The 12,270-nt window shown below is 53.8% G+C and carries 18 protein-coding genes and 1 other RNA gene; 3 read left to right on the plus strand and 16 right to left on the minus strand.

What is annotated here, in order from left to right; genetic code table 11:
- Window positions 1–89 precede the first annotated feature (89 nt).
- The 5 genes from QKW35_RS14540 to QKW35_RS14560 all read right to left on the minus strand — a co-directional run bounded on the left by QKW35_RS14540 (window position 90) and on the right by QKW35_RS14560 (window position 3,313).
- A complete protein-coding gene (locus QKW35_RS14540; RefSeq protein ID WP_282354179.1) occupies window positions 90–494 on the minus strand; it encodes a hypothetical protein in 405 nt (134 codons plus the stop codon).
- Between the two features lie 114 nt (window positions 495–608).
- Entirely contained in the window at window positions 609–1,706 is a 1,098-nt protein-coding gene (locus QKW35_RS14545; protein WP_282354180.1) for a helix-turn-helix domain-containing protein, read from the minus strand.
- Window positions 1,699–2,370, minus strand: coding sequence for a hypothetical protein (locus tag QKW35_RS14550; protein WP_282354181.1), 672 nt, complete (start codon window positions 2,368–2,370; stop codon window positions 1,699–1,701). The genes QKW35_RS14545 and QKW35_RS14550 overlap by 8 nt, the downstream gene beginning before the upstream one ends.
- 80 nt (window positions 2,371–2,450) lie before the next feature.
- Window positions 2,451–2,873, minus strand: coding sequence for a Mor transcription activator family protein (locus tag QKW35_RS14555; RefSeq protein ID WP_282354183.1), 423 nt, complete (start codon window positions 2,871–2,873; stop codon window positions 2,451–2,453).
- Between the two features lie 2 nt (window positions 2,874–2,875).
- A complete protein-coding gene (locus QKW35_RS14560) occupies window positions 2,876–3,313 on the minus strand; it encodes a gp16 family protein (protein ID WP_282354185.1) in 438 nt (145 codons plus the stop codon).
- A gap of 154 nt (window positions 3,314–3,467) precedes the next feature.
- Here QKW35_RS14560 and QKW35_RS14565 point away from each other — a divergent pair, with 154 nt between their 5' ends.
- Window positions 3,468–3,710, plus strand: a complete 243-nt coding sequence (locus QKW35_RS14565; protein WP_282354187.1) for a hypothetical protein — start codon at window positions 3,468–3,470, stop codon at window positions 3,708–3,710.
- A gap of 91 nt (window positions 3,711–3,801) precedes the next feature.
- On the opposite strand, the gene QKW35_RS14570 is transcribed toward QKW35_RS14565, so the two are convergent.
- The 10 genes from QKW35_RS14570 to QKW35_RS14615 form a co-directional block, all read right to left on the minus strand.
- An RNA gene (locus tag QKW35_RS14570) (hammerhead ribozyme type II) lies at window positions 3,802–3,864 on the minus strand.
- Window positions 3,864–4,490 carry a DUF3164 family protein gene (locus tag QKW35_RS14575; protein WP_282354189.1) on the minus strand — a complete coding sequence of 209 codons (627 nt, stop codon included), beginning with the start codon at window positions 4,488–4,490 and terminating at the stop codon, window positions 3,864–3,866. Before QKW35_RS14575 ends, QKW35_RS14570 begins: the two co-directional genes overlap by 1 nt.
- Window positions 4,487–4,747 (minus strand): hypothetical protein, encoded by a 261-nt coding sequence (locus tag QKW35_RS14580; protein WP_282354190.1) that lies wholly within the window; start codon window positions 4,745–4,747, stop codon window positions 4,487–4,489. Before QKW35_RS14580 ends, QKW35_RS14575 begins: the two co-directional genes overlap by 4 nt.
- Window positions 4,744–5,007 carry a hypothetical protein gene (locus tag QKW35_RS14585; RefSeq protein WP_282354193.1) on the minus strand — a complete coding sequence of 88 codons (264 nt, stop codon included), beginning with the start codon at window positions 5,005–5,007 and terminating at the stop codon, window positions 4,744–4,746. The genes QKW35_RS14580 and QKW35_RS14585 overlap by 4 nt, the downstream gene beginning before the upstream one ends.
- Window positions 5,000–5,359, minus strand: coding sequence for a hypothetical protein (locus QKW35_RS14590; RefSeq protein ID WP_282354196.1), 360 nt, complete (start codon window positions 5,357–5,359; stop codon window positions 5,000–5,002). The genes QKW35_RS14585 and QKW35_RS14590 overlap by 8 nt, the downstream gene beginning before the upstream one ends.
- Window positions 5,356–5,976 (minus strand): hypothetical protein, encoded by a 621-nt coding sequence (locus QKW35_RS14595; protein ID WP_282354197.1) that lies wholly within the window; start codon window positions 5,974–5,976, stop codon window positions 5,356–5,358. The genes QKW35_RS14590 and QKW35_RS14595 overlap by 4 nt, the downstream gene beginning before the upstream one ends.
- A 10-nt stretch (window positions 5,977–5,986) precedes the next feature.
- Window positions 5,987–6,724: an ATP-binding protein gene (locus tag QKW35_RS14600; protein ID WP_282354198.1), complete on the minus strand. Its 738-nt coding sequence runs from the start codon at window positions 6,722–6,724 to the stop codon at window positions 5,987–5,989.
- 39 nt (window positions 6,725–6,763) lie between these two features.
- Window positions 6,764–8,854 carry a Mu transposase C-terminal domain-containing protein gene (locus tag QKW35_RS14605; protein ID WP_282354199.1) on the minus strand — a complete coding sequence of 697 codons (2,091 nt, stop codon included), beginning with the start codon at window positions 8,852–8,854 and terminating at the stop codon, window positions 6,764–6,766.
- Between the two features lie 10 nt (window positions 8,855–8,864).
- Window positions 8,865–9,329 (minus strand): MerR family transcriptional regulator, encoded by a 465-nt coding sequence (locus QKW35_RS14610; protein WP_282354200.1) that lies wholly within the window; start codon window positions 9,327–9,329, stop codon window positions 8,865–8,867.
- A gap of 113 nt (window positions 9,330–9,442) precedes the next feature.
- Window positions 9,443–9,721 carry a helix-turn-helix domain-containing protein gene (locus tag QKW35_RS14615; RefSeq protein ID WP_282354203.1) on the minus strand — a complete coding sequence of 93 codons (279 nt, stop codon included), beginning with the start codon at window positions 9,719–9,721 and terminating at the stop codon, window positions 9,443–9,445.
- 184 nt (window positions 9,722–9,905) lie between these two features.
- On the opposite strand from QKW35_RS14615, the gene QKW35_RS14620 reads away from it, so the two are divergent.
- On the plus strand, window positions 9,906–10,601 hold the full coding sequence (locus QKW35_RS14620; RefSeq protein WP_282354204.1) for a S24 family peptidase: 696 nt from the start codon (window positions 9,906–9,908) through the stop codon (window positions 10,599–10,601).
- 18 nt (window positions 10,602–10,619) lie between these two features.
- The gene (locus QKW35_RS14625) at window positions 10,620–11,015 is read left to right on the plus strand and encodes a hypothetical protein (RefSeq protein ID WP_282354205.1); all 396 of its coding nucleotides are present in this window, start codon (window positions 10,620–10,622) and stop codon (window positions 11,013–11,015) included.
- Window positions 11,016–11,300: 285 nt separating this feature from the next.
- Here QKW35_RS14625 and QKW35_RS14630 read toward each other — a convergent pair whose 3' ends face one another.
- Entirely contained in the window at window positions 11,301–12,167 is an 867-nt protein-coding gene (locus tag QKW35_RS14630) for a fumarylacetoacetate hydrolase family protein (RefSeq protein ID WP_282354206.1), read from the minus strand.
- Between the last annotated feature and the right edge of the window lie 103 nt (window positions 12,168–12,270).

Genomic DNA, 12,270 nt, shown 5'->3' on the forward strand with positions numbered 1-12,270 from the left:
ATCACCAAAGGCCTCATCAGCACAACAAGGGATTGGCTCCTGCGCGAGCCGAAGAACAGCTTAATTTACTGTCCGGAATTAGTTGACCACTACAGCTGTAATACGGATATTACTTCGCCATCCATACTCAGTTTCACCTTGGCCATCCCGGAAACACGTTTACGAAACATATTGTTGGCCGTGTAAATGGTTGTTACGACTAGGTGGTCACCGTTATCAACATAGGTGGTGATGTCGTGCTTGTAGCTGTCGGGTTCGTGAAGCTTTGACTGGATCAGCAGGTTGATGTGTGGGTTCGAACCATCTTTATCGCTAAACAGGTTATCAATCGCTTGTGCACGTGCAGTTGGCGTAAGTGGTGATTGATCCGTGGGAATGGCGGCAAAGATCAGTAATACAGCGGCGATACCGACTAACCAGCGGTTCCATGATGGCCATGACCTCCATTTGCGCAGGAGGAATGGTGCTTGAGGGTATTGGGTTTCGATAGGCATTTGTAACATTCCTTGTTGATCTGACGATCACAGTACGGCGCTATCTGTGTTGTGGGGATTATACCTCTATGTTGAGGAACGAAAAGCCCCTATCGTTTGATAGGGGCCTTGGCTTTATTTCACTAGCCTTAGCTTAGGTGGTGACCTTTCTGGCTTGGAATTTGGAGTACTGTTATTAGTCGCTAGGTGAGCGGTAAAGAGCAATACATCCAGCTCTTGCCTTGGTATGGACAGTTCTCTTGCTACGTCGCTTGTAGATGTGCCGCTTTTATTCATTGCTGATACTACTTTTGTCAGCAATAGAGATTGCTCACGGGTTACTGAATCAGGTTCAGTTTTGTAGTATCCACGTCGTCCAAGATCAACACTTAGACTTCGATAATGCCACTCAGAAATAATATCTAAATCGTATAGTCGTCGAGTGAGTGCAGCGACAGAAACGGTCCAATTTTTCTTGAGTTGAATCAGTTCTTCAATAGTTGGGAAGCTTCTACCATGTGAACGTACGCTGCCTTCCGGCATCAGAAAAGCGGAAGCAAATTGATCTGCTTCCTTCTCTGCTTCTCGCCCTGTCGGTGTTTCTCCGTGGTTGTGAAGCAGAAGGTGTCCAAGCTCATGTGCTGCATCAAAGCGACTACGTTCTGCCGATTTCATGGTATTAAGAAATACAAAGGGAACGTCATTCTTCCAAAAGGAAAATGCATCAACAGACATATTTTGTTCCGCTAGAGCAAATACACGTACACCGTTTGCTTCTAACAGGTGGATAACGTTTCGAATGGATAGCTCACCTAATCCCCAATGCTGTCTAATTGCTGATGCAGCAGCGCTTGGACTGAGATCCCGAAGATCTAAAAGATTTGCTTTAGGTAGGGTGAAGTTATTATCGAGCCAGCCGTTGAAAAGCATAGCGAGTCGCCCCGCACTAATTGCTGATGCTTTCTCGGCGGCTTTCATTTTAGAGAGGGATCTAAAGCTAACGATAGAGGCATCTAGATCTTCTATGTCGTCTTCGTAGAAAAATTGCTTTGGAAACGACAAGGCTAATGCAAGCTTTGAAATTGTATCTTCAGAAGGTTTCTTATGATGCCCGTTTTCGTAATTGGACAACATCCTTGTTGTAATCCCAGTTAACTCTGATAAGGCTTTCAGAGTTAGGGCTTTTCGCTCTCTAGCGAGTTTTAGTCTATTGGGATTGAGAGAATTATTCATTTTGTGCTCGGAATACTACGTCGATTTCCACTTCTTCTGAGTAGTTAGGTGACTTGTCTATGGCTTTGACGCTTGGCTCTGAATCAAGCGTCAGAGGAGAAAGCAGAATTCGCTTTGACCAATCAGAGATGCGATCTTTGTCATTCATACCGGTTGGCAATGATAGTTCGCATCGTACTTCTCGCATCTTTTTGTCGAAGTAGTAAAGAAGCCACCAAACTTCGTACTCGTTGGTACTGGTTTCCTCCTGTTGAGCCTGCATTTCAGGTTCAACAAAAGGAAGGTGGTGATTATATTCGACTCTACGTTTTGTTTCTGTACCTTTCTCGTTTCTGGAACTTGGGTTCTGAAGCGTACCGGTGTGCTTATCTCCACCTGATACCACAATTGCGGTTTTACCATCAGGTGAAATTGTTAACTCCAAGTTCTTTTCGTTCTTTGCTTTCCATTCTCTTGGTTTCAGACCATCCCTAACGGACCTGACTGCTTCAAGGTATGCGAACTGCCCACCTGCATTCGCAGGGTGGTGTGGGGTTGCTTCGTTCCGTTTGGCTTGTCCTCTCCAAACTGACTGTTCCAATACCTCACGGTCTAATCCTAAGGCTTCCAAAGCTTCGTCAGCAGCTTCTGGAGACTTACAAATAATGTTGTGTATAGGTAGCATCTTAAAGTTCTCTCCAAACCGGTATTTCCTATTATGCTCCCTCATTTGAGTTTTAAAATCAAGAAATGGGGCGTGCCGCTCTATAACAAACTTGGCTGTACTCTTTTCATATGAATGGTTCGCTGTTCTTTTATGATCCGATACACATGTTGTGTGCTGAGTTTGTATCGGGTCGCCAGTTCATCTGGCACGATCCCACGGTCGTGCCAGTCGTTGAATAGCTCTATATCCCTAACGGCCTGCTTAAAGCGATCACCTTTTGGAATGTACACGTGGCGGCCGCCGCAGTAGATGGCCTGTTCGGCCAGTAGGGTATGGGCGATCTTTTTGGCTTCTTTCTCTTCATAACCCATGCGCTGCATACTTGCCTGGTAGAGATCGATCAGGGCGGCGAGATCTTTGGGCCATTTCTTGCGCACGTCATCTGGGATTTCATCCAGGTGGTTGAGCAGCTCGTCGGTGAAGCTGCTATCGCCTAGCCAGTCTTTCTGCTCTTCTGCCATGTTTACGCTTTCCGTTTTGCGTTGTATTCAAGGGCGGCGATCAGCTTGCGCAGCTGATCCGGTTCCAGCCAATCCACTTTCTCTACCTGGAACATGCGCTTTGCCATCGCATGGGCGTAGTTCCAGTGCAGGTTGCCATCAGCTAGTAAAGCCTCAACTTTGCCCATCATCGCTGTGCGGTTGGTGGTTGGGTTAGGGCGCTTACCATAGCGGCGAGTTTTGGTTTTAAAGCCTTTGCTTTTGAGGTGATCCAGCACCTGCTGTAACTGGGGCAGGGCAAGCTTACTGCAACTATTTTGGCCGGTGATGCTTGTAAGCATCTGACGATAGGTTGTCTCGTCCAGTGCCAGTTGTGACTTGGCAATATGGATGAGTTGGATGGCGGTTTTGCGCTTAGATTGTTGCTGTTCAACTGGACCTTGCTGCGTATATTTATTCATGAACAGTTGTTCCTTTCCTTTCAAAAATGTAAAACCGTAATTGCTGAACTGTCCATGAGGGCTGGAGTCATCCTCCCAAAGGCAATACTCGGTAATGGTGTTGCCTTTGGGAGATGGCTCCGGCCACGTTTAAACCCTTATGGAGAAAACACTCATGAAAATTAACGGTCCAGCTTATAAGTCCACAACATGGTTTGCCGACGGAAAAGTGATTCAGCGAGAATTCCTAATGGGCTCACTGGAAACATCTTTTGCAACGGCCATAGCAACCTGGTTGTCGAACTTTGTGCCTTCGCTTGTAAATATTCCCGGCAACGATCTTTCGACGCTGGGTGAGCCGGTGATAATCGCAAAGAACGAGCTACCGCCAGCGCCGTGGCACAGTACGAAATGCTAGCTTTCGAACTGAATACGCAGGTGGAGTTATCTGCTTGGTTGTTAACCATGGAGTCGGGGAGGGTGACCTCCCCAGCTTTTAAACTCCTTTTCTTCGGCTGCTCTTCAGTACCTGACCACCACATCAGATAGACGCCCTCGCGGGCGTTTCGCATTAAATCGCCGCCAGATCTAACGGGATCGGCTCCCATCGCTCGCTTTGTCCCACTCTTTCGTAGAACCGCACATAGGTCTTTGAGCCTGTGACCTGAATGCTGTCTGCAATAGCATCCATCGCTTTGCGCCAGTCTTCGTCGTCGATCTTGTGACGGCGCAGACTGAGTACGCGACCGGTGTTGATCTGACCCTCTTTGTCGACCTGGAAGGCGTCATCAACCAACACTTTGAGTTCCAGAGCGCTGCCTTCCGACCAGCGGTGGATGCAGTTGTCGATCAGGGCTTTGGCGGCCTGTAGGCGTTCATCGAAGGTGATGTGTTCCTGGATGGCACGCTGGATTTTGAGGCGACCGTCGAAGCTGATGAGGGTGACGTTGCCTTTCTTGCCACCCAGGGCGATTTCGTAACGTTCGGCGGCGAGGTCGACAAACGCACCGATGTCTCCCAAGACGGCCAGCTTGAAGTCGCGCATCTGCTGCTGGAGCTGCTTCGCTTTGCCGGTGAGTTCGCTGACCAGATCGTTGCGGGTGAGGTCGATCTCGTCGATGGTGTCGATAGGCACCAGACGGCCTTTGGCGTCTTTCATGTAGCCTTCGGGAATGTGTTGTTGTACTGCGCGGTTCATGCCGCTTCTCCTTTGACGTAGGGCGTCATATCAGTCAGTTGTTGCCAGTCACCCTGGATTGCCTGCACCTTGTCGGTGAGGATGGCGCGGGTGGTCGCGCCGTTGTCGTAGCGCTCTAGGGCTGCGTTGAGGTGGTCTTCGTTGACGATCAGGGCGCGGGCAGGGTGGGTGGTGTTGGCTTCGGAGCCGATACCCCAGAACACCAGCTGCTTGCGCCGTTTGCTCTCTGGCAGGTTGATGATGTGGTAGTGGATCATGGGCGTTCCTCCCAGCTGACTTTGCATTCTGCGATCAGGGCTTCGTGCTGGACGGTGCGAATACCGTCATTAGTGACGAAGCGTGTGATGCCGGGTTTGAGTTGCAGGCAGCCGCGCCCGTCGTTCACGCTGATGTGGGGGCGGCTGTCGTCGATGTTGATGGCGGTGACGGTGAGGCCCAGGGCGTGCAGGGCGTTCACGGCCAGGTTCGCTTTGGCGAGGTTTTCTTTGATGCTCATGTTCTGCACGGAGTCAGTCATTGTGGGTCTCCCGGTGTGGGTTGTTGGGGCAACCTGGGCAGGTGCGACAGAGCCGCACGCGGGTTGGGTTGCTGCCGATGAATCCTTTCTTGCGTTCTGTTTGGCACTGGGCGTTAGAGATCTCACCCAGCACGGGGCAGCTAACGCCGCCGAACGTGGCTTCTACCTTGGCCTGCATCTTCTGGGTGCTGGGGCTGGGGTATTTATTGGCGAGCAGCAGGCTGACGCTGGTGCGCGATATTTTGAGGCGCTTGGCGACGGCGGCACGGCTGGTTTCGCCGACGGCACGGGCGAGCTGTTCGATCCACTGGGGCGGCTGTTGGCCCCAGTTGCTGATGTCTGCCGGGGTCATGAGAGTTCCTCCGGGTCGTCGGTGTGCATCACCTTGTTGAGGTTGGGGTCGTAGACGGTTTTCACGCGCTGGATTTGTGGGGCGCGGGGGCCGGTGTCCATGCAGAGTTTGAGCTGCACTTTTTCCAGGCGGTGGGCGTTGCCTGCGACTACGACCTGCAGGTAGCCCGCTTTCTTCAGAGAGGCCAGGTAGCGTTTGACGTAAGTGAGGGCAACGTCGTGCCCGGCTGCCGCGACGTGGCCGACGATTTGGGCCGCATCGAGGGCGCTGAGAATGCGTAGGGTGCGCCATATCGCTTCGCTGATCAGGCCCTGGGTTTCGGGTTCGCCTTTGCGGTTGAGACGCGGGGCTTCGACGCCGGTGTCTTTTATGTGGCGACACAGGCTTTTGCCGTGGCTCTTTTTCTCTACGACTTCGACATACTCCCCGGCGATCAGGCGTTGCAGGTAGGTTTTGGCCGTGTGGGTATCGACGTTGGCGGAGCGGGCAATGGCCGTTAGATCAAATGGGTTGCCGTGCCGGTTGCGGATCGCTTCCCATAGGCGTTGCCGGGCATTTTTGCCGCCAATCATTTCCAGCTGGGCCGGTTTGCGTGCGTTGTGTGTTGCGGTGTTCATGTCGGTTTCCTTACAGACGACGTTTCGGCGCTTCGCCGGTGTAGAGTTCGGTGGTGCCCCAGGTGTGGCGGTCGACGATCTCCCAGCCGTTGGTGAGGGCGGTTTCCTGGATCAGCTCGAGGTTGACGACGACACGGCGGACGCTGCCGCCGGAGAGCTGCACCAGGTGTTCCAGCAGGTCGTCATCGATCTGGATGGCGCTGGCATAGATCGGGGTGAGCTTGCGGGCGTCGGCCAGGCTGACCGGTTGGGCGGGCACCCAGGTGAGGATGCGGCCGTGGAAGCGTTCCCACTTTTTGAGTTTGTTGGGCAGCAGCTCTTCACCGATCAGCAGGATAGGGGCCTGGCTGGATTCGTAGAGGTCGCGGATCAGCTCGACGGCGTTCTTGTCGACCAGGTGGTCCATCTCGTCGACGATCAGCGGGCGGCCGCTAACGGCAAGTTCCTGGGCGGCTTGCTCCAGCATGTCGGCGATGGTCGGCAGGGGCTTGATGCCCATTTCGAGCAGGATCGCTTTCAGGGTGTGTTTTTTGGTCCACACACTTTTGGCCTGCACGTAGTAGGCACGGCGGCGATTAGCGACGTGGGTGGCGGCGACGGATTTGCCGAAGCCGCTTGGCCCGTAAAGGCAGACCATGCCGGGCAGGCTGTGGGTGCGCTCGATGGCGCGTTCCAGGGCGACGTCGCAAAGGCCGATGTTGGCGATGTCTGCGATGCTGCAATTGACGTTAAGGGTTGCTGTTGTCATGCTTGATTCTCCAATTGTCCAATCCAATGGGCACCGGGGTCAGAGGGTGCGAGCCTCTGACCCCATCTCCTGTTCGCGCCGTGCCCAGGCGCTGTATTCCTTTGTTTCCCCGTCACGGCTGAACCAGAAACGGTGTTCTTCCGGTACCGGCGTGCCGCTTTGGTAGGCCAGATACAGGGTGATGCGTTCGTCGGCGGTCATGCTGGCCGGTGTGCGCGGGCCGGTTTCTTCAACGACGGTGATCTCTTCCGGTTGGATGCCCATGCGGTTGCTGAGCAGGTCGGGGGTGAGGGCGCCGATCCCTGGGATGTAGGTGGTTTGTTCCTGCTCCAGGGCGGGGCGGCCGTTGAGTTCTTCCAGGATCTCCTCACGGTGGGCGTCGTTGCGGCGCAGGCGCGCTTTGGCGCGACCTTCACGGGCGTTTTCGATCACGCTCTTCGGCATGTAGTCCACACGGTTGGCGTTCCATTCGGCTTTGCAAATCTGGCGGCCGTGTTCGGTTTCGTATACCCAGATGTAGGTCGGGTCGTTGATGTCGTAGGCGACGTGGACCTCTTCGCCGTGCCATTCGGTGAGGGCGTGGCTGAAGTAGATGTTGTTGATGAATTTGATTTCGCCCCGGCTCACTTTGCGGGTGGTGCGTGGGCGGAAGACCTGGACAGCTTCGTCTGCGGTGAGCAGGGTGGGCGTCCAGCCTTTGTTCTGGTGCTGCTGCCAGAGTTCGTCGGGTGCCAGGTGGCGGCGCTTGCCCTGGATGTCGGTGGTTTTGGGTAGGCTGCTGTGTGGCCGCTGGTTGTACCACTGAATGCGCTGGTTGACGTAGTCCATGAAGGTTTGCCAGCCGAGCAGGGGCAGTGTGCCGCCGTGTTTAATGGCCTGGCGGCTGAGTTTGAACTGGATTTGACGGGCTTCCTGGTCCATATCGGCACCGATAAAGCCGGGCAGTTCTTTTGCGCCATCGACCCAGAGGGTTTGGTGGACGCGTTCGATCACGCCACGCGCCTGCGAGCTGTAGGGCAGGGAGTGGGTCATGGTGCTGCCGAGGCGGGCAAGTACGCCGGTGGCTTGGTCTTTCAGCAGGGCGTTTTCATAACCGCCGCCGTTATCCACGTAGATCAGGGCGGGCACAGCGTGGGTGCAGGCGCTGATGAGGGCGTCGAGTACGGCGATGCTGCTTTCGGCCAGATCAACCGATACGCCAACCACGCGACGGGTGGCGATGTCGATAAAGGTGGTGACTTCGGGGCGGAACGGGCGGCCGTGAAGCGGGTGCTGTACTTCGCCGTCGAAGGTGTGGCCGTCGGCGCTGTAGATGTCTGCCGGTAGAAGATCGCTGAAGTCTCGGCGTACGAAGGGCAGCATGTTTTTGAGTTCGCGTGCGCCCATGCGGCCTTTCTGTTTGGCGATGTTGCCCATTTTGGTGATGAAGCGACGTACCTGGTGGATGCTGGGCAGTTCCGCTGTTTTGCCTTCCAGATCGTATTGGTTGGTGAGCTGGCGGTAGGCGTGCTCAACCGATGGCTTTTCAGGGCGCTGCCAGCACATGAGGAAGTCGTTGGCCCAGGTCGGTACTTTCAGTGGGCGTTTGGCCTTCGGTGCCAGGGCTTTGGTATCGGTGCCTAGCCAGCGCTTAAGGCTGCGGTTGCTTGGGTACAGGCTGTTCGAACGGCCGCGTGGGTCTTTTGCCAGTCGCAGGGCGGCATCCAGTACTGGGTTGATCTCTTTGAGCTGGCCGGTGACTGCCTGGGTGAGCAGGGTGGTGAGGGCTGCTTCCTGAGTAATGCCGCTCTGTTTCAGTCCTTCCACGGCGTTGATGACGGTTACGCGGGCATCGGCGACGGTGCGCTGGCGTTCGGTGAGGTTGGCCTGGGTGTTGGCGCTGCTCTTAATAGTGACGGCGTTCTGCTCCAGCAGGCGCGGCAGCATGGCTTCGGCTTGGCGGGCTTCCAGTTCTTTGCGGGCCGGGCGGGGCAGGTTGCTGATGTGGTATTCGTATCCGCCGCCTTTGCCCATGCGCTGCTGGGCTTCCCAGCTTTCCCGTTTGGCGAGTTTGATGATGCCTGCCACGGTGGCTGGCATGCCGGTGAGTTGTGCGTCGGCCAGCTCTCGGGTTGTGTACCATTCTTTCATCGTACTGTTCCTAGAGTAGTTCCGGTTGCTGGTGTTTCTGGATGTTGCCGCGCTGGTGGGCGAGGTCTTCCATGAGTCCGGTAAGGGCGTTGAGTGTTTCGTCGGTGCTCTGGTCGCCGTCGTAGAAGCTGATCAGCATGCCGATCACGCTGTGGGCCGCGACGCTGAGTTCGTTCAGCTCTTTGTGTTCTGAACGTTTGCCGGACGGGATCTCTACCAGCAGCTTGTTGGCACTGGTGGCCAGGTATTGGGTGACGAATTCGGCTCCGCAGGCGTGCTCGAAAGGGCGGATCATGACCGCTGGCATACGACCGCTCTCCAACCACTTGTAGAGGGTGGAGTGGTTGGGCAGTCCCATGAGTTCGGCGATCTGCTGAACGCTTTTGTTGCGCTTGTCGCGGGCGTGCTGGATGCAAAGCTCCAGGCCGTTTGTGATGCTGGTCGCCCTGACGTTCTTCCAATTGCGGCGTGCCATTTCCTTAGTGTCCTTTTCGGGTCTTCTAAACAAAAACCTGGTTTACCCCTATGCCTGCGTTCTGGGCTTGGTTACGCTTATTCCCAGAAGTGAGAGGTAAGGAGGAGAGCCATTCAGGCAACACGCGCATTTGTGCCAATAAATTCGCCATTTTCTGTGTTAGGCTTGGCGTAACGGGTTGGCCAGATCACTTGAGGTTCCACATTTAGGAATTCAGCGATGATGCGCTCCATTTTTGGGTAGGGCCGATGGAAGACGTTGTAAGCCGTTGCGGGCTTGCAGCCGTTCTGTCGTCCTAGTTCGGCCAGTGTCGAGCCGCGTTTCCTGATCTCAGACATGATGTCCTGGCGGTGCCAGTCCTTGGCTTTTGAGCTGGCTTTGGCTTTGCTCATTTTTTTGGCTCCCAAATGAATAGTTTTCTTAAGCTGTTTGGCTAACAGATATGGGTTAACGATATTCAAATTTGGGAGTTATGTAAACCCATATTTGGGAGTTTATAGAATCAAATTTGTGATTCGTCTCTATCAAATTTGGGAAAAATCAAAGAAAACAACTACTTAAAATGGTTTTTCGCGAATGAATGATTCTCTGAACGGGGTTCAAAGTTTCGAAGAGGAGTTAGGGCAAAGGATTGAACTCGCCGCTGAGCGTGTTGGCGGTAAAAAAACGTTATCCAGGGAAGCAGGAATTCCCGAATCTGGGATTTACCGTTATATCAAAGGTGAGAGTGCGATCCCGGCAAAGGCGCTTGTGAAGATCGCTGAGGTGGCTGGGCTATCTATCCAGTGGCTTGCAACCGGGGAAGGGCAGGTTGACGCCAGCGGTAACCAGGTGGCACAAGAGTCCGAGCTGGAAAGCGAGTTTGCGCTGGTACCGGGTTATAACATTCAGGTCGCTGCGGGCGCAGGTGCCTTTCCTGAGAATGAAGAACCTTCGCGCAAGCTGGCGTTCCGCCACAAGTGGTTGAAGTACCGCAATCTGAAAGAGGCCGATCTGGTCCTGGTCTTTGCCAAAGGCGACTCTATGGAGCCTACGATCAGCGATAACAACACGCTACTTATCGACACCAGCAAACAAGATCTGACCGACGGCAACATCTACGTGATCCGCGTAAACAGCCACTTGGTCGTCAAGCGCGTACAAACCCTGCTGAACCGCGACATCATGCTGCTCAGCGATAACAAGGAATACCACCCAGAGACAATCAAGCCCGACCAACTGCAAGATCTGCAGGTGATCGGTAAAGTTGTCTGGATCGGAAAAGACGTTTAAAAACGAAGGAATTGTTAAATGTTATCGGCACTACCTACAGCGCTAAGTGATTTTTATAGGGTCTGCTTCTTTATCGGGATCGTATTCCTGTTTGGTGGGAGCTTGGGGCTAAGTAAAATTATTGATGACAAACGTAGCGAGAGGCATTGGTATGCTGAGAAGGTAGTGTCGGTTTCGTCCGAAGAGGAGCATCAAGTATACAAGACGATATATGAGGCGAATATGTCTGAGCTGCTACAAGCAGAGGTCTTGCTCTTGGTGCCGGGTGGTATGGGAACGCTTTTCACGACACTTGGTGTGCTTTATTGGATTTTTAGGTTGCAGCCGTTGGAGCGTAAGACTAGAGAACTGAGGTACTTACAGGTAGAAGCTGAGTTGATAGAAAGGAAACAAAAAAAGCGCGAACTGGAATGAGGCTGGTTTTGGCTGTGACAAAAACTTCGTGAAATGTAGTAACCTCATCAGAGCTAGATCGCTCAATGCCCCCTCTATATTTTTCAGTCAACTTTGTCTGAAGTCCACGGGAATCGCCGATCCCGTTATTTACCAGTGATTCCCACTATATCCCGGTTAAGTGCCATTAACTCCACTAGATCACATTAAACGTTGGAGGTGGGAGAGCTTGTTGTCTGAAGCGCGTGAGACAACTGGTGTATTACCCGCCTGCATCCCCAGGCGGGTAATAGATAAAGGCAGGGCTTAAAAGCGAACGGTGTCCTCCGGCTCTTCAACCACCGGATTGCTGAGTTGACCAATCCCTTCAATCTCAATGGTGACGGTGTCGCCAGGTTTCATGTAGCCACGTGGTTTCATCTTCACGCCCACGCCGGAGCAGGTGCCGGTGGCGATTACATCACCCGGTTTCAGGGTGCAGACAGTAGAGAGGGTTTCGACCAGTTTGTAGCAATCGAAGATCAGGTGCTCAGTGTTGGAGTGCTGACGAAGTTCGTCGTTCACCCAGGTTTTCAGCTCCAGATTATGTGGATCGATGGCGTCGGCGGTTACAATCCAAGGCCCCATCGGGCCGTGGGTGTCGAATGACTTACCCAGCGTCCAGGTAGGCGCTTTGATCTGCCAGTCGCGCACGGACACATCGTTGACGATGGTGTAACCGGCGATCACCTTGTGGGCCTGGTCGTAGGGCACATGTCGGCACGCTTTACCGATGACCATTGCCAGTTCACCTTCGTAGTCCAGCTTTTCAGAGACACGTGGGCGGTGAATGGCATCGTCAGGGCCGATCACACAGCTGATCTGTTTGTTGAAGATGGTTGGAAACTCCGGCGTATCCAGGCCGGTTTCTTCGATATGGTCGGCATAGTTCAGACCGACGCCGAGAAACTTTTCCGGTTGAGCAACAGGGGCCAGCAACTGTACGTCAGCCAGTGGAATACCCTGGCCTTTCTCCGCGAGTACCTGCAGGTTGTGGCTCAGGTCTTCCAGAGCTGGGAGCAGCACCAGCATATCTGTGGGCAGGGCTGGATCCTGAGATGTTGGGTAGACCTGTTCGTTGGCAATAACACCGATCTGGACTTTGTCCTGATGGCGGAAGCGGGCGAGCTTCATAGAGACTCCTTGCGCGTTCTTTTTCCCCATTATGGCGCGAAAAAAGGGCACTGAGAATGCACACAAAGGACAGGTAAAAAGGACGTGCCAAAAAAGCGGGGGA

The organism is Pontibacterium granulatum (assembly GCF_029961155.1).
GTDB lineage: Bacteria > Pseudomonadota > Gammaproteobacteria > Pseudomonadales > Balneatricaceae > Pontibacterium > Pontibacterium granulatum.